This window comes from Streptomyces sp. HUAS MS02, assembly GCF_055702265.1.
Genome location: NZ_CM146747.1, coordinates 6,415,579 through 6,433,218 on the forward strand (window position 1 = coordinate 6,415,579; position 17,640 = coordinate 6,433,218).

Here is a 17,640-nt window from a genome sequence, read left to right on the forward strand (position 1 = left end):
CGACGAGGAGAGAGTGTTGTTCGTCGGCAGAGTGACGAGCAGAGTGACGGCGGACCCCGACGCCGGCCGGAGCAGAACGCGCCGCAACGCGCTGCGCGCCCTGGGCGTGTCCGCCCTCGCCCTGGCCGTGGCCCCCGTCGTCGCCGCCGCGTGGCCACGCCGGTCGGCGCGCCCCGAGGAGGCCGACTTCGAGGAGACCTACCGGGGCCACCGCATCCGCGGCGCCAGGGCCGACACGGGCCAGGCCGCCTATCTGGCCGCGCGGACACCCGGCGGCGACACCTGGGACATCACCGTCGACGGACGCCCGCTCCACCTGATGCGGCGCGCCGACGGCACGTACCTGAGCATGATCGACCACTACCGCTCGTACCCGACGGCCCTGGACGCGACCCGCGCGGCGGTCGACGAGCTGGGCACGGTCCAGCGCCTGCGCGTGTCGGAGATGGTGGAGGGAGCGGTCGGCCATGGCCTACACGCGTAAGGACGTCAGCACCCTCACCCGCAGCGAGCGGCGGCGGTTCGTCGGAGCCCTGTTGCAGCTCAAACAGCGCGGTGAGTACGACGAGTTCGTGCGTATGCACATCGACCACTACGTCTCCGACGGCGACGGCGGTCTGCGGACGGCCCACATGGCGCCCTCCTTCCTCCCGTGGCACCGCCGGTTCGTGCTGGAGCTGGAGAAGGCCCTGCGCCGGATCGACGACTCGGTGACGGTGCCCTACTGGGACTGGACCCGGGACCGTACGACCACGTCGGTGCCCTGGACCGCCGATCTGCTCGGCGGCAACGGCCGACGCTCCGACAAGCGGGTGATGACCGGCCCCTTCGCGTACGGGACGGGCAGGTGGACCATCACGGAGGGGCTCACGGACATCGAGTACCTCACCCGGGACTTCGGTTACCCCCGCAACCCCGTCGCTCTGCCCACGGCCCGTGACCTGGACGCGGCCCTCGCCGAGCCGGTCTACGACAAGGCCCCCTGGAACTCGGTCACCCGTGGGGGGTTCCGTAACCGGCTCGAAGGGTGGGGGCAGGGGACCGGCAACGGCTCGTGGCTCAACCACAACCGCGTGCACCGGTGGGTCGGCGGACATATGGTCGGCGGCGCCTCCGTCAACGACCCCGTCTTCTGGCTGCACCACGCCTTCATCGACCTGCAGTGGACGCGCTGGCAGCGCCGGCACAAGGGGGCGCGCTACCTCCCGGCCAAGCCGCCGGCCCGGGGCGACGCCCAGCGGGGGCGGATCCTCGCCCGCGACGAGCGGATGCCGCCGTGGAACGTGACGCCGGGGCAGATGGAGGAGATCGGGAGCGTGTACCGGTACGCGTGACCGGTGGGGCCGTGTGACCGGGCTGCGGGAATGGGCTCGGGACGGGCTCCCGAAGCGGCTCCTGGAACGGCGAGAAGCCCCCGACGGTGGGACACCGTCGGGGGCTTCCTGGTACTGCCGTGCACTTCCTGGTCCTGCCTGGTACTGCTCGTACTGCCGTGCCGCTCGGGGTGTCGGCCCCCGTCAGTGGCCGTAGCCGGACGGGCCGGGGCTGCCGGGGTTGCCCTTGTGGTTGTCGTCGCTCTTGTTGACGCAGACGTTGCCGAAGGCCGGGTTCAGCAGGCCGATGATGTCGATCGTGTTCCCGCACAGGTTGATCGGCACGTTGACGGGGACCTGGACGACGTTGCCCGACAGGACACCCGGGGAGCCGACGGCCTTGGCCTCGGCGCCCGCGTCCGCCGAGGCCAGGCCGGCGCCGCTGAGCACGACGGCGGACGTGCCGAGCGTGACGACGGCTGCCTTCGCGATGCGAGACATCACGTTCTCCTTCTTGATTCGGTGAGCGCGACCGCTTCTTCGTGGCCGCACGCCCCTTCAACGCGCCCGCGCACCGAGGGTCACGGCGTTCATCGGGGGATCACCCTTTCCGAACGCGAGTGTGGAGGCGGCGCCTTCGGACGCCTTGCGTCGCCCGGAATTCCGGTGCGCCCACGGGAGCCGGGCGGCTAGCCTCCGGGCGACCGGACGGCAGCCGGACAGACAGAGGGGCGGAAGAGTGAACAGCGTGGAGGAGCAGGCGGCGACAAGGGACTTGAGTGCCGCGAGGGCGGAGGGGACCGAGACGACAGGACGGACGCCCGCGTCCGGGCGAGCCGGAGAGCCGGAACAGACCGATCCGGTGCTGCGGACCTTCGTGCGCGACGGGCGCCTCGTCCGGCTGCCGGCCCGGTGGCAGCGGAAGCTGGTCGTGCTGCGGCACGTGGCGGAGCGGACCTTCGAGCCGGGCATCGAGTACCCCGAGCGCACCGTCAACGAGAAACTGCGCGCCTGGTGCGAGGACGCCCCGGTGGACCACGTGACCCTCCGCCGCTACCTGGTGGACCTGGGCCACCTCCACCGCCGGCACGGCTCCTACTGGGTCCCGGACGCCGGCCCTGCGGCCTGACACCACCCGCCAAAGATCCATGCGAAGGTGCGAAGGCGGGCCGCCGCGCCGGGCCGCTGTGGCTTGATTCTGTTGGGTCGGTCGCCGCGGGCGATCGCGAGCCCATATGGATGACCGGCGGCATCGCAGCCTTGCTCTGAACAGCAAAAATGCCCTCCCGGAGGGAGGGCGGGGTGTGGGCGCCCCCGGCAGGACTCGAACCTGCGGCCAAGCGCTTAGAAGGCGCCTGGCGTGTTCGTCTGGGACCGGCTACTGACCTGGGCAGTTACCCCTTCCGCTGGCGGCTCGTCACCTGCCGTCGACACGCATTCGACATGGCCCGGAGCCGGTTCACGGTCGCCGGTAGGCCGAGGGGTCGACACTCGCTTCTGGCGTCCTGCTGAAGGACACGTAGGCGGGGTACTCGGGGTCTCCCACCTGCATGAGGGTGAAGAGATCAAGGTCATGGTTCGCGAACCTGTGGAGGTACTGGAGGAACAGCTCCAACTCCTTGTCCGACAGCCGCTCATCGTGCCTCTCGTTTCGCATGAGGTCACGATACGGGCCGGGGATTACGGTCTTGAGACGGAGCTGTCCGGCTAGCGGTTGATGGGGATCTCGTAGACGATCTCGCAGTGAGCGGCGGGCACCACGATGTCCGCGGTTTCCACGGGCCGCCCCTCGTCGCTGTAGTACGTCCGCCGGATGTGCGTGACGAGCGCTGCCTTCTGGATGCCGAGGAGGGAGGCTTCCTCGGCGGTGGCCTGGCGGGGCTCGGGCTGCTCGACGGCGTGGCTGACGGTGACGCCGATGGCGGCCATGCGGTTGGCGACGCCTGCCCCGGCGTGGGGCCCGCCCTCGGGGAGGACGACGAGGGTTCCGGCGGTGAGGTCATAGGGTTCCCAGCTCGTGGAGAGCTGCACGGGCCGGCCGTCGGCGAGGAATTCGTACGCGGTCCGGACGCACAGATCGCCCTCGCCGATACCGAGTCGTGCGGCGATGTCCGCTGGCGCTGGCACCTTGGCGTCGGTCCGGCTCTCCCAGTCGCCTTGCTTGCCGACAGCCCTCATGTCGGCGCGGAACGGCGACTCTTGGGAGTCCTCGCGCGCGGAGGACCGTACGACACGGACGCGTTGGCGGGGCTCGGCGACGTAGGTGCCGGATCCGGCCCGGCCCTCCAGTACGCCCTGGGAGATCAGCAACTCTTGCGCCCGACGGACGACGTTCTCGCCCACACCGCACTCGTGACCGATCTGGGCCCGCGACGGCAGGCGGTCCCCCGGTTCCCAGACCCGCTCGGCGACCCGCCGTCGTAGCTCGTCGGCGATGCGGAGATAGGGCGGCTGCTCAGGCATGTGGAAAATCTAGTCCACTAGCTCTAATCTAGTTAACTAGCTTCACTGAAAGTGATCGCTGGTGACGGAGGCTGCCTGTGCCCGCTTCGGGATCAAAAGCGGCGGCCATCGCCGCCCGGCTGTCCGCCGTCGGACTCTCCGTGCGCGTGGAGGAGCACGCCGACCGCACGTCGGTCGAGGCGGAGTTACCGGATTCGCTCTCCACCGAGTCGTGGAGGGAGGTCCTGGATGCGGTGGCCGAGGCGGACCGGTTCGGGCTCCTCGCCGCCAGTGTGAACGGCCGCACTCTCTGGGCGGCGGTGGTGAAGAAAGAGGTCCCCACGACGGGCGATGTCGGGGGACCTGGCCGTCAGCGATAGGAGCTGATTCAGCGTGCTCAACCGTATCCGCCGCGCCGTCTCCCTTGCCAGGGTGCGGCGTTCCCCCAAGGGCCGGCACCGCCGCCCGTTAACCCGCGCCCGTTCACTGTCCCGTCCGGCCCCCGCGGCACCCCTTGAGGAGCAGACGGTGGCTTTGGGGCATGCCTTGGTGCGGGCGAGGTACCGCCGCCCGCTGAGGGGCGAAGACGTCGCCCTCGTCCGCCCGTACGTCCTGGCGTGGGAGCAACGGGCGCAGCATCCGGTACGGGTCTCTGGGGGACGCGAGCGGCCGGCCGAGGGACACCCGGTCCTCTGGGGGGTCGGCTGATGTCCTCGCAGGAACAGCCGCGTAGCCCGAACGTCGCCTACAGATCGGCGGCATGCCGGATCGGGACGCACCGCGACTGCGCCGAATCATCTCCGGCTGCGGCGCCGACGGGTATCCCACTGATCTACGAGACCTGCGACTGCCCGTGCCACGCGGCGACGGGCGTCAAACCGTCACTCCCCAACTAGGTGACCGAGAGGCGCGCAGATATGACGGCACAGAGGGGGCTGAGACTCCTGCCCTGGGCGGGACCGGACGGCAAGCCGTGCTACCTGAGCACTGACGACCCAGAGGGCTACATGTCCCGCTTGGCGGACCACATCGAGTCAGTTCAGCTGGGCATGGCACGCGAGCTCCTGGAGGAAGCGCGTCAGGTCCCCGATGGCACGCCCATGAACGTGCACAAGCTGAGCCTCCTCGCGGGCCAGCTGGCGGGCGCCCTACGAGACGTGATCCGCGTTGCGACGAGCCGCGGAGAGCGCCTGGCGGTACCCGGACACCCTGACGACGAATGACCGTTTGATCAGCGACCCGGAACTCTGGGACAGAGGTATGCAGTACAAGAGGAGCCTCGCCGTCGGGCGGGGCTCCTGCTCATGTACAAGAATCGTGTACGTCTCGCTGCCGGGTCTGAATAGCTGTTGTCGTTCCGATCTTGAGGGGTGTGTGTCGAACGGGAGTCTCGATCGGGTGGTTGCCGGCGGCTGCGGGCATGAAGGCAGGGCCTCTTGGTAGCTCGGGGTTGCGAAGCCAACCGAGATCCAGGAGACCCTGTTTCCGCAGTTGTACGTGCTCACGCCGGTGGAGTTCAACTCGGCTGCACCGACGTGTGATTGTGTCGCCCACCGGTTCGGAAACGCGGCCGATCACCCGGAACGTGTTCGGCGGTATCCCTCGGACATGACGGACGCGGAGTGGGCCGTGGTCCGGCCGCTGCTGCCGGTGCCGGGCTGGCTGCGGGGCCGGGGCGGACAGCCGGAGGCGTACTGCCACCGGGCAATACTCGATGCGATCCGCTACCTCGTCGACAACGGCATCAAGTGGCGGGCCATGCCGGCCGACTTCCCGCCGTGGGACCGCGTCTACGCGTTCTTCCGCCGCTGGCGCGACCACGCCCTGGTCAAAGAGTTCCACGACCGGCTGCGATCGAGGACCCGCGAGAGGAACGGACGCGACACTGAGCCGACAGCCGGGGTGATCGACTCGCAGTCCGTCAAGGCGGACGCGGTAGTCGGCGCCGACAGCCGCGGCTTCGACGGCGGAAAGCTGGTCAACGGCCGCAAGCGCCACGTCGTGGTCGACACCCTCGGTCTGCTGCTGGGGGTGATGGTCACCGCCGCGGACATCGGCGACCGTGCCGCCGCCCAGGTCCTGCTGCGGCAAGTCGTAGACACACACCACCGGTTGGAGCTGGTCTGGGCCGACGGCGGCTACACCGGCAACCTCGTCGCCCACTGCCTCACCGTGCTCGCACTGGCCCTGGCGATCGTCAGACGCAGCGACGACATGCGCGGCTTTGTGGTGCTGCCCAAACGGTGGATCGTCGAACGGTTTTTCGCCCACCTGATGCGCACCCGCCGCCTGGCACGCGACTACGAGCGTCGCACCACCAGCGCCGAGGCGATGATCTACTGGTCGATGACCCTGCTCATGACCCGCCGCCTGGCCCGGCCACACCCGCAGCGAGCGTGAACCGGCCCGGCTGCTCCTCGGCCAGCCAGCCCCGCGCGACCAGGCGCTTCGCCTTCGACCGCAACGCCTCCACCCGTGTCGGCACCACGTCCATGCCGAACGCCGCGGCCATTTCCTGGCAGGTCAGCGGCCCTTGACGGAGCCGGACCCGGTCCGCGAGCGCCCTCAGGATGCGCTGGTAGTCCACCGACAGCACCGACCAGGCCAGCCCCTGGCGCCACATCGGAACCTGCGACTTCGTCTTCGCTGCCTCCGGCACCTGCGGCGTCTTTCCGGTCTGCTCTCCGGCGGTCGGCGCGGTCACCTCGGCCCGGGCGGGGTCCTGCCCGCTCTCGTCCACGGGGGCCAGCACCTCGCCGACCCGCGAGCGGGCGATGGCCCACTCCCTCCATTCCCGCTCGGCCACGGCCAACTCGGCCTGGACACGGTCGGCTTCCTCCCGCAGTTCGTCAACACGACGGCGAGCACCCAGCTCACGCTGTTCCAACAGACCAACCACCGACGGCATCCACGACCTCCCGGGCAGCGACAGCACGACAGGCCACAACTCCCACGGGATCGCCGACCCTATACCTGACCAGCGGAAACGCAGTCCTCAAGTCCGGAAAGACAACAGCCTCTGAAGATGCACACGGCTCCGGAGGGGCCTTCGGTTCCAGACGTGTGCGCAGGTCACCGGCTTAGGGCTAAGCGATTGGCGGTCGCTTGTCCATGGATAGTCCATGGGGCGCTGCTGCTGGCATCCCCTCGGTGCGAACCACGGCCGGGTAGGTCGCGGAAGTCTCCTGGCGTGGTCAACGGGACGTTACCGGCAAGGGACGGCGTCTTGCGGTTGCCGTATGCCCGTGCTGTACCGCAGTCGAACTGCGTCACGCATTCGACTGCGGTGGTCGCCTTGTTGTGTACGGTGACACCCGTTGGCGGAGGCGTCGGTCAGCGTGGCCAAGCGAGCACGGCCTTCTCGGCAAGGCGCTTCTGCCTCGCGGCAATCTCAGCCGAAGTCCATTGCGCATGCGCACCTACTTCGGCCGTGAGAGTTAGCGCAGAGGACTTAAGAATAGGCGATTTGACGGCGAATGACTTGTTGCCAATCTTCCCATTCTTTCCCTTCTGGAGCAGAGTCATGTTCCCAAGGCGATAGGCCCAGTTGTAGCGATCCTCCGCTGTCTTGAATGTCGGCCAGTCTGATTCGGTCGCGTTCTGAGGAAGCACGTGCTCAAGGTTAAGTTTGTCGCCATCCTCGTTGGGCACCAGTTCAGGCTCAGGGTTCTTCGTTTCGTAGCGCTCCAGGGCGAGAAGGTAGTAGCGTGCCGTAATATTTTTCGGCACACGCATAATTGCAAAAGCTTCTCTGAACTGATCGTCGGATGGGAGGGCACTTCCCAACCTTTCCCTCACGCTTTTCGCGGTTTTCAACTGGCCGGCACGGATCGCGGCAGCGGCGTCGCAGTAGCGCTCCTCGGTACTCCCAGAGTTGATCGTCTCTGTAACTGTTCCTCGAACGGACCAGCTCACGAGTGCCCGGAGGAGTTTCTTGAGCTCCGTCTGAGAGAATTTCTCCATTGCGGAAAGTAGTAGGGGTCTGTTAGGGGCGAGGTTGAACCTGGCGAGGATTTGCAGATCGGCCTTTCCTGCATAATCCAGGTTCACCCAGAAGTCGTGACCTGGATTTGTGATAGCCGCGTATTTCTCGGCTGCGCGAGAGAGGTCAACCGTGAATTGTGATGCTTGACTCCTCGTCTTGATCTTTTCCTTGATCTTCCCGTATAGGTCCCGCTCTCGCGTCAATCCGTATCGCGAGCTCCAGTAGTGTCGCAGGAAAGCCGTGAACTTGCTGTCTGCGGCAGAGAGCTCCAGGGCTCCGAGAGTGCGCATCCAGTAGTCACGCACCTTGTCGAGTTCGCTACCCGCCCGTCCAAAGATATAGTTCTTGAGGAGATCGGCGGTAGTAAGATCTGCTCCTCGGTTGTTCAGAGTCTCGAAAATGACGTACGCATCCGATTCGGATGGAACCTCGATGACCCCCACGCGCACGCGTTCACGAAGGAAAGCAGCCCATTGTAGAAGTCTCTTTTCTCCTTCATCACCAACAGAATCAGCGACCGCGCCCATCGATTTCGACAGGAATGCGTACGACTTCATTACAGAAGCCGCCTTGCCGTCAGCCGCTTCTGGGTCGGCATCTCCCGATACGATGGTACTGAAAGTGGAATCGTCTTCGGGGTTCAACACTAGGCGAGGATCTTTCCCTTCTGATTGAAGGGTTTCTTTGGCAAGGTAATCCCGCTCGATTACACTGTACTTGTCATTTCCTCGGCCTTTGAGGTGATCGCGAATCGCCGCCAATAGCAATGAGGTAGTCACGATTCGTTGCTGACCATCGATAATAGTCTTCCGTGAACCGTCCCCCTCTGTGGTGAGTACAATCGTTCCCAAGAAGTACTCATCGGTTTCGCCGAAAGCGTGGAGTAGATCGGTCCAGTATTGGGAGACCTCCGCGTCCGGCCGCCAGCGGTACGAGCGCTGATAGATGGGGACGCGCATCTCTTGCATTTCGATCAGCTCGGCCACACCGACAAGCTGAAATTTAATCGATGTGGGCGTCGATTTGGCAGCAGAAGGCATGCTTCGCATCGTAGGGCACTGGTGGAGTGTGGCGTGCAGACTTGGCCAATCGGACTGCAAGTCAGAGTGGAGTCCGGCCCGGGCAGCGACCCACTTACTGCACCACTGGATCAGAAGAGGCCGTTTTGCTCTCTTTGTCCCATTAAGGTGATGGCCACGACACCACACGCTCCGGTCGCTGGACGGGGCGCGCGTTCTAGCGATCCCAGGTTGCACTGTGTCATCATGTCGGGCTTGTTACGAAGCGGCATGCACCAGATCGCGCGCCTCAGCACGCCGCGGTAAGGGGAGGGGGAAGGGGCCCGGATGCGTGACGAGGTCAAGCGCTTAGCTGAGCACCACGGCTTGCGGTTCCATGCAGGTGAGGAGGCGCTGCGTATAGATACTTCCTGTTCCCCACTCGGATTGATCGTCGCGGACAGGGAAGGTGATACGGCGCTCGTATATTTTTATTTTCGCACGCTGTCTAACGATTGGCCGGCGGGCGAGCGTACGGACCTTAATGATGTCCTATCTCTTTTAGCGGCAGCCTTCTTTCAAGCGTCGGGGATAGCCTCGCTACGCCTCCTTGATGAGGAAAACACCTTCTCTCGTGTACCTGGGGAGCTCTACGCTCGTTACATGCTGCTAGGGGGAGCTCGTGGAGAGATTTTCCACCAGGATGAAGTGCCCGAACTGTTGAGCACTCTATTGCCCGCCTATCATCAGTTTGACATGATGGCTCATCAATTGCTTCCGTTCTGGCATCCGGACGATCTTGACGCAGTTGACTGCGATTTAGGTGTCGAGGTTCGCGATTGGGCTGAAAAGATATCTTTGGCTCTGCGGCCTTTAGGCATCGGCTCTTTAGGTGAAGACATCTGGGGACGTAGGATCTCCACGGACTGGGACTTCTGTAGGGTGGTTAGTGGCAATATGGCAATTGTGTCATGTTCCCGAGTCTTCGCGCTTCTTTCCTGGATGGCGAGCTATCAGCGAGAGGAAGTTCCCGGTGTAACTGGGTCGGTTGAGCTCAGTGGCGACCTTAGGAACTTTGTTGGCGAGAACGAAGTCAGGGCCGTCCAAGACGTCGTTCACGCTCTGAACGAGCAGGTGGGAGGAAGCTGTAAACGTTTGACTGTAATTCCTTTAGAGAACAGATTGATCGGCCTGTCGCACCCTTGGGTAATTTCCATGGTTGCGGACTGCGGTCTCATGGCGTTCAAAGAAGAGCGTATTCGAATTCTTGAGCGAAATAATCGTGAGCTGGCCTTGCTCGCGCCCCCAAGCTCATTTGCTTGGGTTGAAAAGATCCCGGATGACCGCTTCGAGCGACTAATTTTAGATCTGCTTTCGGTCGAGCCGGGGGTTCGGCGGGTCTACCAAGTAGCACCAACTCGGGAAAGAGACGGTGGTCGAGACTTAATTGCACACTGGACGACTCCGCTTTTGGTGGGTGAACAGCCGGCCGACTCCTATGCGGGAGATCCGGAGCGCGTTCTCCGTGAACGCAAAGTCGTTGTTCAGTGTAAGGTTCGCAAGAAGAGTGTTGGTAGGCGAGACCTGGACGCCGGCATTCTTGACACTCTCTACCTATCGAAGGCCACCGGGTATTTTTTGGCAGCCTCGTCCCAGCTGGCGGCGTCTGCCACGGAGGTTTTGGAAGAAATTGAGAATAGGGGTGACTTTTACGTATACTGGTGGGGCAGGTCGGAAATTGAGGAACGGCTAAGAAAGAACTCTCATATCCTACGCAGGTTCCTCGATATCGTCCGACCGGTGCCTGAAACCTAGCGGTACAGCCTGGTTATTCGACCCCTAATAGCTGATTAATCGCTCTCTCTGAACCATCCGCAACCCCAGCTCATATTTACCGACCGGCGGCGATCTATGCGCCGTGGGCAGGCGAGGTTGCCGGAAAGAAATCTCAAGGCAGTCCGCCAACTCATGGTCGTGCCCGTGCCAACGATTGCTACTCCGGGTCCTGACTACGCGGTCGGCGTAGCGACTTTGGCCGGGAGCTGCTTTGGCGCGAGTGATCATGGCCCCGTAAGCTTCCGGCGCGTCGGGCAGTCTGTGGACCTGCCCGGTAAAGCACGACGTTGGGGCCATGATCTTCGAGGCTCGCGCCAAAGTGGCTGGCTAAAGTCGCGAAGCCGACCGCCCCAGCCACAACGGGTCTCTCCCCCTGCTCGTGGCTGTGCTCGCCGTCTGGCCGGTGGCCCGGTGCGGGATCAGCGGGCCCGTACGTACGCCCGCGCATCTGGCAGCGTTGGCCCGCATGCCACCGCTACCACGATCCGGCCTCTTTCCGTAACGCAAAGCGTCTTTGACCTGCACCGTTGGGGATCACCGTTTCGCCCCCCCCGTGCCCGTGTTGGAATGTGGCCGCTGCGGGCGGCGACGGGCGGGCGGCGACGTGCGCCGGTGGCGAAGACATGGAGGCGGTGCGGCGGCGACCGATCGTCGCCGCCGCGCTTGGCGCGGCCCTCGGTTGATCCGACCTACTGGTGTAGGCAACCGGGTGGAAAGGGGTGCGACGTGGCCCCAGAGGCGGGGCGTTGGGGGCTAGGTACTGTGGCCCCTTTCCCTTCCTGAGGCCGGATCGTGGTGGCGGTGGTGTGCGGGCCAGGAGCGGAGGTTGATGCGCTTGGGTGGCGTGTGCGGCAGTCGGGTTGCCGATGATCGACAAGCGCCGTCGGTCGCTGGGCGAGCGAGCGTAGCGAGCCTTGATGAACGTAGAGAAAGTCCTACCGCGCTCTCAGGCGCCTCCTTGTCCGGTCCCGGTAGATGCTTGACACTTCGGTCCCAGCTGATGGTTGACAGTGGCCGTGTTCGGCTTTTCTGTGCGCGTCGTTGCGGCGTGTGTGGGGAGGCCGGGATTGGCGCTGGTGGAGTTGTCGGTTGTCGAGCAGAGATACCGGGCTGTGCTTGCGGTGCTGGCGGGTTCGACGGTGACGGAGGTTGCCGCGCAGCTGGGTGTGTCGCGGCAGACGGTGAGCGGGTGGAAGTCTCGGTATGAGGCCGCGGGGCTGGCCGGGCTGGCGGACCGGTCGCGCAGGCCAGCGTCGTGTCCGCATCAGGCGTCTGCCGACGTGGAGGCGGCTGTGTGCGAACTGCGGCGCAAACATCCGAAGTGGGGGCCGCGGCGGGTCGCTCATGTGCTGGAGAAGTCCGGGACGGTGGATCCGGTGCCGTCACGGATGACCGTGTATCGGATCCTGGTCCGCCATGGGCTGGTGGAGCCGGGAGTGCGGCGCCGGAAGCGGTCCGATTACAAGCGCTGGCAGCGCGACCGTGCGATGCAGTTGTGGCAGATGGACATCGTCGGCGGGGTCATGCTGGTCAACCAGGTCACCGGCGAACTGTCCGAGGCGAAGGTCGTGACCGGTGTGGATGACCATTCCCGGTATTGCGTGATCGCGTCGGTGGTCGAGCGGGCGACCGGGCGGGCGGTCTGTGCGGCGTTCGCCCGGGCCTTGCAGAGGTTCGGGGTGCCGGAAGAGGTGCTGACCGACAACGGCAAGCAGTTCACCGACCGGTTCGGGCCCGGGGGTGAGGTGCTGTTCGACCGGATCTGCCGGGAGAACGGGATCGCGCACCGGTTGACCCAGCCGGCGTCTCCGACCACGACGGGCAAGGTGGAGCGGTTCCATCAGACGCTGCGGCGTGAACTCCTCGACGACTGCGGGGCGTTCGAGAGCATCGGGGCGGCTCAGGCGGCGCTGGATGCGTGGGTGGAGGAATACAACTCCGTGCGGCCGCATCAGGCCCTGGACATGCAGTCTCCGTCGGACCAGTTCACCCCGGTTCCCGAGCAGGAACGGGATGTGCTGGGCCTGCGGGTGCCCGGAGTGCTCGGGCTGGTGCCGCAGCAGAGGCCTGCCCCCGCCGAGCAGGAACCGGCTGAGGCGATGCCGGTCAGTCCGCTTGAGGAGATCGCGCCATCGGCGCAGGTGCAGGACGGCGGACCGGTGGAGTTCGAGCGGGTGGTGCCTGTGAGTGGGAATCTGCAGGTCGCGGGCAAGCAGTTCTGGCTGGGCCCGGCCCGCTCGGGCCTGACGGTGACGTTCTGGGCCGACACGCAGGTGATCCACCTGCTGATCGCCGGGTCGCGGATCAAGTCGGTGCGGTCCCACCTGTCGGTGGCGGACCTGGCCCAGCTGGCAGCCCGGGGTGGGCGTGCGGCGGGGCCGTCGCCGCTGCCGACGGGTGACGGCACTGCGTTCGAGGTGGACCGGACAGTGAACAACCACGGACTGGTGGGCCTGGGCGGGCGCCAGGTGCTGGCGGCGGAGATCCTCGGCGGGCGGCGGGTGAGCATCCGTATCGAGGAGGCCACGCTGTCGTTCTTCGACCTGACCTCGAGGGAGCTGCTGCGAGTGCGGCCCAACCCGCTCACCAGCGAGGAGGTGCAGCGGTTGCACGGCCTGCGGCCCGCGGGCCCGCCGCCCCGGCCCCGGATGGAGCCGGTGCGGGTCCAGCGGCGGGTCAGCGCGGTCGGCACGGTCATGGTCTGCCGCCAGGTCGTCCACCTCGGCCGGCCCTACGCGGGGCAGACGGTGATCATGCACGTGTCGGAGTCGACGATCACCGTCGAGCTGGACGGTCAGGCCCGGGTCATCCAGCGCACCACCGACATGCCCGTCCGCAACGTGAAAGCGAACAAGCCCTACAAGGTGTCCGATGTTGTCTAGGCCCACCGTCAAGCATCAGCTGGGACCAGAACGTCAAACATCACCTGGGACTAGACACTCAGGCGCCTCCTTTGTCCGGTCCCGGTAGATGCTTGACACTTCGGTCCCAGCTGATGGTTGACAGTGGCCGTGTTCGGCTTTTCTGTGCGCGTCGTTGCGGCGTGTGTGGGGAGGCCGGGATTGGCGCTGGTGGAGTTGTCGGTTGTCGAGCAGAGATACCGGGCTGTGCTTGCGGTGCTGGCGGGTTCGACGGTGACGGAGGTTGCCGCGCAGCTGGGTGTGTCGCGGCAGACGGTGAGCGGGTGGAAGTCTCGGTATGAGGCCGCGGGGCTGGCCGGGCTGGCGGACCGGTCGCGCAGGCCAGCGTCGTGTCCGCATCAGGCGTCTGCCGACGTGGAGGCGGCTGTGTGCGAACTGCGGCGCAAACATCCGAAGTGGGGGCCGCGGCGGGTCGCTCATGTGCTGGAGAAGTCCGGGACGGTGGATCCGGTGCCGTCACGGATGACCGTGTATCGGATCCTGGTCCGCCATGGGCTGGTGGAGCCGGGAGTGCGGCGCCGGAAGCGGTCCGATTACAAGCGCTGGCAGCGCGACCGTGCGATGCAGTTGTGGCAGATGGACATCGTCGGCGGGGTCATGCTGGTCAACCAGGTCACCGGCGAACTGTCCGAGGCGAAGGTCGTGACCGGTGTGGATGACCATTCCCGGTATTGCGTGATCGCGTCGGTGGTCGAGCGGGCGACCGGGCGGGCGGTCTGTGCGGCGTTCGCCCGGGCCTTGCAGAGGTTCGGGGTGCCGGAAGAGGTGCTGACCGACAACGGCAAGCAGTTCACCGACCGGTTCGGGCCCGGGGGTGAGGTGCTGTTCGACCGGATCTGCCGGGAGAACGGGATCGCGCACCGGTTGACCCAGCCGGCGTCTCCGACCACGACGGGCAAGGTGGAGCGGTTCCATCAGACGCTGCGGCGTGAACTCCTCGACGACTGCGGGGCGTTCGAGAGCATCGGGGCGGCTCAGGCGGCGCTGGATGCGTGGGTGGAGGAATACAACTCCGTGCGGCCGCATCAGGCCCTGGACATGCAGTCTCCGTCGGACCAGTTCACCCCGGTTCCCGAGCAGGAACGGGATGTGCTGGGCCTGCGGGTGCCCGGAGTGCTCGGGCTGGTGCCGCAGCAGAGGCCTGCCCCCGCCGAGCAGGAACCGGCTGAGGCGATGCCGGTCAGTCCGCTTGAGGAGATCGCGCCATCGGCGCAGGTGCAGGACGGCGGACCGGTGGAGTTCGAGCGGGTGGTGCCTGTGAGTGGGAATCTGCAGGTCGCGGGCAAGCAGTTCTGGCTGGGCCCGGCCCGCTCGGGCCTGACGGTGACGTTCTGGGCCGACACGCAGGTGATCCACCTGCTGATCGCCGGGTCGCGGATCAAGTCGGTGCGGTCCCACCTGTCGGTGGCGGACCTGGCCCAGCTGGCAGCCCGGGGTGGGCGTGCGGCGGGGCCGTCGCCGCTGCCGACGGGTGACGGCACTGCGTTCGAGGTGGACCGGACAGTGAACAACCACGGACTGGTGGGCCTGGGCGGGCGCCAGGTGCTGGCGGCGGAGATCCTCGGCGGGCGGCGGGTGAGCATCCGTATCGAGGAGGCCACGCTGTCGTTCTTCGACCTGACCTCGAGGGAGCTGCTGCGAGTGCGGCCCAACCCGCTCACCAGCGAGGAGGTGCAGCGGTTGCACGGCCTGCGGCCCGCGGGCCCGCCGCCCCGGCCCCGGATGGAGCCGGTGCGGGTCCAGCGGCGGGTCAGCGCGGTCGGCACGGTCATGGTCTGCCGCCAGGTCGTCCACCTCGGCCGGCCCTACGCGGGGCAGACGGTGATCATGCACGTGTCGGAGTCGACGATCACCGTCGAGCTGGACGGTCAGGCCCGGGTCATCCAGCGCACCACCGACATGCCCGTCCGCAACGTGAAAGCGAACAAGCCCTACAAGGTGTCCGATGTTGTCTAGGCCCACCGTCAAGCATCAGCTGGGACCAGAACGTCAAACATCACCTGGGACTAGACACTCAGGCGCCTCCTCCGTCGGTCGGTGTCTACTTGCGTGAGCTGGCGCGCGGCTACGCTGTTGGCTGCACCCAACGAAGCCCAACGACGGCAGGAGCGTGCTCAGCGGATGGGACCGAAGTCAGAGCGGGTCTACCGCACGATCCGAGAGTGGATCGCTACGGGGAAGTATTCGCCGGGGTCCAAGCTCCCGTCTGAGCGGGCACTGTCGGAGGAACTGGAGATCGGCCGTACTGCTCTTCGGCAGGTGCTGGCCAAGCTCGTTACCGAGGGCGTCGTGGAAGTGCACGGCCGTAGCTCCTACCGGGTGCCGGACCGGTCCGTGACCATTGAGGCGCCGGCTGACGTTGAGCCTTGGCAGATCCATGGTGAGCGGACGCTGTATGACAACCGGTGGGTGACGCTGAGCCTCGTCGACGTCGAGCCGCCCGGCGTCGAACGCTTCGAGCATCACGTCGTAAAGCTGCACCACGTAGCCGTTGCCGCTGTCGTCGACGACCGGGACCGCGTGTTGATGATGTGGCGGTATCGCTTCGTCCCGGACGCCTTCGGATGGGAGTTGCCCGGAGGCATCGTCGACCCGGGGGAGGAGCCTCTCCAGACCGCCTTCCGCGAGGTGGAGGAGGAGACCGGCTGGCGGCCGAGTGCGCTTGAGCATCTGGTGACCTATCAGCCCATGGTCGGGATGGTCGATTCGCCGCATGAGATCTTCATCGGGCAAGGGGCCAAGCTCGTCGGTGAGCCGACCGACCTGGAAGAGGCCGGGCACATTGCCTGGGTGCCTCTGTCGGACATTCCCGGGCTGATGGCCCGTGGCGAGTTGATGGGGTCCGGGACGCTGGTTGCGCTTCTTCACCTCCTCGGCTCGCGTAGGGCTGGCACGTCACCTACAAGCGCTGCGTGAGCTGTTCGATGCGGCGCCTGTGACGGACTGACCTGGTGCGACTCGCCAGCAGTCGGGCTTCTCGTAGGTGCTTCTGTGCCTCGTCGTACTCGCCGCGGGACACATGGGCCTGGGCCACGTCGCAGTGCAGCCCCGCCTTCGCGCGGATGAATGTGGGGTCGGTCGTCTCCAGCGCGGCGTACAGGTTGTCGACGGCTTCCGCGTCGCCTATCAGGGCGAGTGCGTTCCCCCGCCATCTGGTGAGGTGGCGTTCGTTCAGGAAGATGCTCAGCATGTCCGGGTCGCGGTCCTCCTGGCCGGCCGGGAGATGCTGCATCGCAAGTTCCAGAGCTCTGCGGCAGTCGTCGTGGAGCCCGGCTCGGGCGCAGATCTCCGCCTCTGCCGCGTACAGCCACGCCCGGAGGCGTGGAGACATGCCCTGCCCGCCGAGCCGTTGGGCGTCCCGGACCAGTTGCACGGCTAGCTCGGGGCGGTCGGCGTCACACAGCACGTATGCCTGCTCGGCGGTGGCATGCGCGAGGTACATGGGTTCCTCGGCCTCCTGGGCTGCCCGCTTGCCCAGTTCGTAGTGGCGCCAAGCTCGTTGGACGGCTCCGACGTCGAGGGCCTGCCAGGCTGCCAGGGTCGCCGCTCCCGTCAGTGCCAGTGCGACCGGGCGTCGTGTGGTCGGGAGTACGGCGAAGGTGAGGGCGTCTTCCAGCCGGGTCAAGTGGGCCGTCATCTGGTCGACCAGACTCGCGGCACCCATCTGGCGATCGATGGTCCGCAAGAGTTCGGTCTGGTCCATGAACGTGTCGACCATGGTCAAGCTGACGTTCCGGGCTTCATCGATCCGCTCTATCAGCTCGTCGTATCCATCGGCGGTCGGTACCGCCAGCGGCTGCGGTTCGCTCGACAACTCGTCGTCGGTGATACCGAGCAGCGAGCGGAGGATCTTGGCGTAGTGGCCGGAGATCGTCCGTCGGCCGTTCTCCCATTCTGATACGTACACCCGCAAACTCGCCGTCGACGCGATGGGGAGCATGTGCTGGCGCGCGTGGTGTTCGATCTCCCGCACGAGTCGTTCCTGTGACCATGCTCGGGCCGTCCTCGCTGCCTTGAGTCCACTCATCGCGTACTACCGCTCCACGTCCGGGTGTTGAGCCGTCGCAGCAGCATGCCTCACATCGGCCCAGCTCGGCAGGGGTTAACCGGTCGGTTGTTAACCCCTGTTGGCTACCGCCTGGTTG

15 protein-coding genes, 1 tRNA gene and 1 pseudogene are annotated in these 17,640 nt (G+C 66.0%); 10 read left to right on the forward strand and 7 right to left on the reverse strand.

Annotated elements, in window-relative coordinates:
• Positions 1 to 31 precede the first annotated feature (31 nt).
• Positions 32 to 484: a tyrosinase family oxidase copper chaperone gene (locus tag ACZ9QC_RS27645; protein ID WP_472915590.1), complete on the forward strand. Its 453-nt coding sequence runs from the start codon at positions 32 to 34 to the stop codon at positions 482 to 484.
• Positions 468 to 1,334: a tyrosinase family protein gene (locus ACZ9QC_RS27650; RefSeq protein WP_472915591.1), complete on the forward strand. Its 867-nt coding sequence runs from the start codon at positions 468 to 470 to the stop codon at positions 1,332 to 1,334. Before ACZ9QC_RS27645 ends, ACZ9QC_RS27650 begins: the two co-directional genes overlap by 17 nt.
• Positions 1,335 to 1,517: 183 nt before the next feature.
• Here ACZ9QC_RS27650 and ACZ9QC_RS27655 read toward each other — a convergent pair whose 3' ends face one another.
• Positions 1,518 to 1,814 (reverse strand): chaplin, encoded by a 297-nt coding sequence (locus ACZ9QC_RS27655; protein ID WP_472915592.1) that lies wholly within the window; start codon positions 1,812 to 1,814, stop codon positions 1,518 to 1,520.
• Positions 1,815 to 2,097: 283 nt separating this feature from the next.
• On the opposite strand from ACZ9QC_RS27655, the pseudogene ACZ9QC_RS27660 reads away from it, so the two are divergent.
• Positions 2,098 to 2,442: pseudogene (locus ACZ9QC_RS27660) on the forward strand (DUF2087 domain-containing protein); the annotation flags it as partial.
• A 180-nt stretch (positions 2,443 to 2,622) separates the two neighbouring features.
• Here ACZ9QC_RS27660 and ACZ9QC_RS27665 read toward each other — a convergent pair.
• The 3 genes from ACZ9QC_RS27665 to ACZ9QC_RS27675 form a co-directional block, all read right to left on the reverse strand.
• Positions 2,623 to 2,705 (reverse strand) — tRNA-Arg (locus ACZ9QC_RS27665).
• 67 nt (positions 2,706 to 2,772) lie between these two features.
• Positions 2,773 to 2,970 carry a hypothetical protein gene (locus ACZ9QC_RS27670; RefSeq protein ID WP_472915593.1) on the reverse strand — a complete coding sequence of 66 codons (198 nt, stop codon included), beginning with the start codon at positions 2,968 to 2,970 and terminating at the stop codon, positions 2,773 to 2,775.
• A 50-nt stretch (positions 2,971 to 3,020) separates the two neighbouring features.
• On the reverse strand, positions 3,021 to 3,776 hold the full coding sequence (locus tag ACZ9QC_RS27675; protein ID WP_472915594.1) for a GntR family transcriptional regulator: 756 nt from the start codon (positions 3,774 to 3,776) through the stop codon (positions 3,021 to 3,023).
• A gap of 77 nt (positions 3,777 to 3,853) precedes the next feature.
• Between ACZ9QC_RS27675 and ACZ9QC_RS27680 the strand changes: the two genes are divergently transcribed.
• The 3 genes from ACZ9QC_RS27680 to ACZ9QC_RS27690 all read left to right on the forward strand — a co-directional run bounded on the left by ACZ9QC_RS27680 (position 3,854) and on the right by ACZ9QC_RS27690 (position 6,155).
• Positions 3,854 to 4,135 carry a hypothetical protein gene (locus ACZ9QC_RS27680; protein ID WP_097250152.1) on the forward strand — a complete coding sequence of 94 codons (282 nt, stop codon included), beginning with the start codon at positions 3,854 to 3,856 and terminating at the stop codon, positions 4,133 to 4,135.
• A 537-nt stretch (positions 4,136 to 4,672) separates the two neighbouring features.
• The gene (locus tag ACZ9QC_RS27685) at positions 4,673 to 4,978 is read left to right on the forward strand and encodes a hypothetical protein (RefSeq protein WP_472915595.1); all 306 of its coding nucleotides are present in this window, start codon (positions 4,673 to 4,675) and stop codon (positions 4,976 to 4,978) included.
• A gap of 385 nt (positions 4,979 to 5,363) precedes the next feature.
• On the forward strand, positions 5,364 to 6,155 hold the full coding sequence (locus tag ACZ9QC_RS27690; protein WP_472915596.1) for an IS5 family transposase: 792 nt from the start codon (positions 5,364 to 5,366) through the stop codon (positions 6,153 to 6,155).
• On the opposite strand, the gene ACZ9QC_RS27695 is transcribed toward ACZ9QC_RS27690, so the two are convergent.
• Positions 6,112 to 6,663, reverse strand: coding sequence for a hypothetical protein (locus tag ACZ9QC_RS27695; RefSeq protein ID WP_472915597.1), 552 nt, complete (start codon positions 6,661 to 6,663; stop codon positions 6,112 to 6,114). The genes ACZ9QC_RS27690 and ACZ9QC_RS27695 overlap by 44 nt on opposite strands.
• Positions 6,664 to 7,088: 425 nt before the next feature.
• Positions 7,089 to 8,780: a DUF262 domain-containing protein gene (locus ACZ9QC_RS27700; protein WP_472915598.1), complete on the reverse strand. Its 1,692-nt coding sequence runs from the start codon at positions 8,778 to 8,780 to the stop codon at positions 7,089 to 7,091.
• A 306-nt stretch (positions 8,781 to 9,086) separates the two neighbouring features.
• Between ACZ9QC_RS27700 and ACZ9QC_RS27705 the strand changes: the two genes are divergently transcribed.
• The 4 genes from ACZ9QC_RS27705 to ACZ9QC_RS27720 all read left to right on the forward strand — a co-directional run bounded on the left by ACZ9QC_RS27705 (position 9,087) and on the right by ACZ9QC_RS27720 (position 16,411).
• On the forward strand, positions 9,087 to 10,553 hold the full coding sequence (locus ACZ9QC_RS27705; protein WP_472915599.1) for a restriction endonuclease: 1,467 nt from the start codon (positions 9,087 to 9,089) through the stop codon (positions 10,551 to 10,553).
• A 1,103-nt stretch (positions 10,554 to 11,656) separates the two neighbouring features.
• Entirely contained in the window at positions 11,657 to 13,456 is a 1,800-nt protein-coding gene (locus ACZ9QC_RS27710) for an IS481 family transposase (protein WP_472921788.1), read from the forward strand.
• A gap of 195 nt (positions 13,457 to 13,651) precedes the next feature.
• The gene (locus ACZ9QC_RS27715) at positions 13,652 to 15,451 is read left to right on the forward strand and encodes an IS481 family transposase (protein WP_472921788.1); all 1,800 of its coding nucleotides are present in this window, start codon (positions 13,652 to 13,654) and stop codon (positions 15,449 to 15,451) included.
• A 165-nt stretch (positions 15,452 to 15,616) separates the two neighbouring features.
• On the forward strand, positions 15,617 to 16,411 hold the full coding sequence (locus ACZ9QC_RS27720) for a GntR family transcriptional regulator (RefSeq protein ID WP_472915600.1): 795 nt from the start codon (positions 15,617 to 15,619) through the stop codon (positions 16,409 to 16,411).
• Here ACZ9QC_RS27720 and ACZ9QC_RS27725 read toward each other — a convergent pair.
• Positions 16,395 to 17,435 carry an XRE family transcriptional regulator gene (locus ACZ9QC_RS27725; protein WP_472921827.1) on the reverse strand — a complete coding sequence of 347 codons (1,041 nt, stop codon included), beginning with the start codon at positions 17,433 to 17,435 and terminating at the stop codon, positions 16,395 to 16,397. The two genes, ACZ9QC_RS27720 and ACZ9QC_RS27725, sit on opposite strands and share 17 nt — an antisense overlap.
• Positions 17,436 to 17,640: the final 205 nt, after the last annotated feature.

Excerpts from the sequence above, each read along its gene's own strand:
- ACZ9QC_RS27650 (WP_472915591.1), top strand. The coding sequence starts at position 468 with ATGGCCTACACGCGTAAGGACGTCAGCACCCTCACCCGCAGCGAGCGG.
- ACZ9QC_RS27655 (WP_472915592.1), bottom strand. The coding sequence starts at position 1,814 with ATGTCTCGCATCGCGAAGGCAGCCGTCGTCACGCTCGGCACGTCCGCC.
- ACZ9QC_RS27670 (WP_472915593.1), bottom strand. The coding sequence starts at position 2,970 with ATGCGAAACGAGAGGCACGATGAGCGGCTGTCGGACAAGGAGTTGGAG.
- ACZ9QC_RS27675 (WP_472915594.1), bottom strand. The coding sequence starts at position 3,776 with ATGCCTGAGCAGCCGCCCTATCTCCGCATCGCCGACGAGCTACGACGG.
- ACZ9QC_RS27685 (WP_472915595.1), top strand. The coding sequence starts at position 4,673 with ATGACGGCACAGAGGGGGCTGAGACTCCTGCCCTGGGCGGGACCGGAC.
- ACZ9QC_RS27690 (WP_472915596.1), top strand. The coding sequence starts at position 5,364 with ATGACGGACGCGGAGTGGGCCGTGGTCCGGCCGCTGCTGCCGGTGCCG.
- ACZ9QC_RS27695 (WP_472915597.1), bottom strand. The coding sequence starts at position 6,663 with ATGCCGTCGGTGGTTGGTCTGTTGGAACAGCGTGAGCTGGGTGCTCGC.
- ACZ9QC_RS27700 (WP_472915598.1), bottom strand. The coding sequence starts at position 8,780 with ATGCCTTCTGCTGCCAAATCGACGCCCACATCGATTAAATTTCAGCTT.
- ACZ9QC_RS27705 (WP_472915599.1), top strand. The coding sequence starts at position 9,087 with ATGCGTGACGAGGTCAAGCGCTTAGCTGAGCACCACGGCTTGCGGTTC.
- ACZ9QC_RS27720 (WP_472915600.1), top strand. The coding sequence starts at position 15,617 with ATGGGACCGAAGTCAGAGCGGGTCTACCGCACGATCCGAGAGTGGATC.
- ACZ9QC_RS27725 (WP_472921827.1), bottom strand. The coding sequence starts at position 17,435 with ATGCTCCCCATCGCGTCGACGGCGAGTTTGCGGGTGTACGTATCAGAA.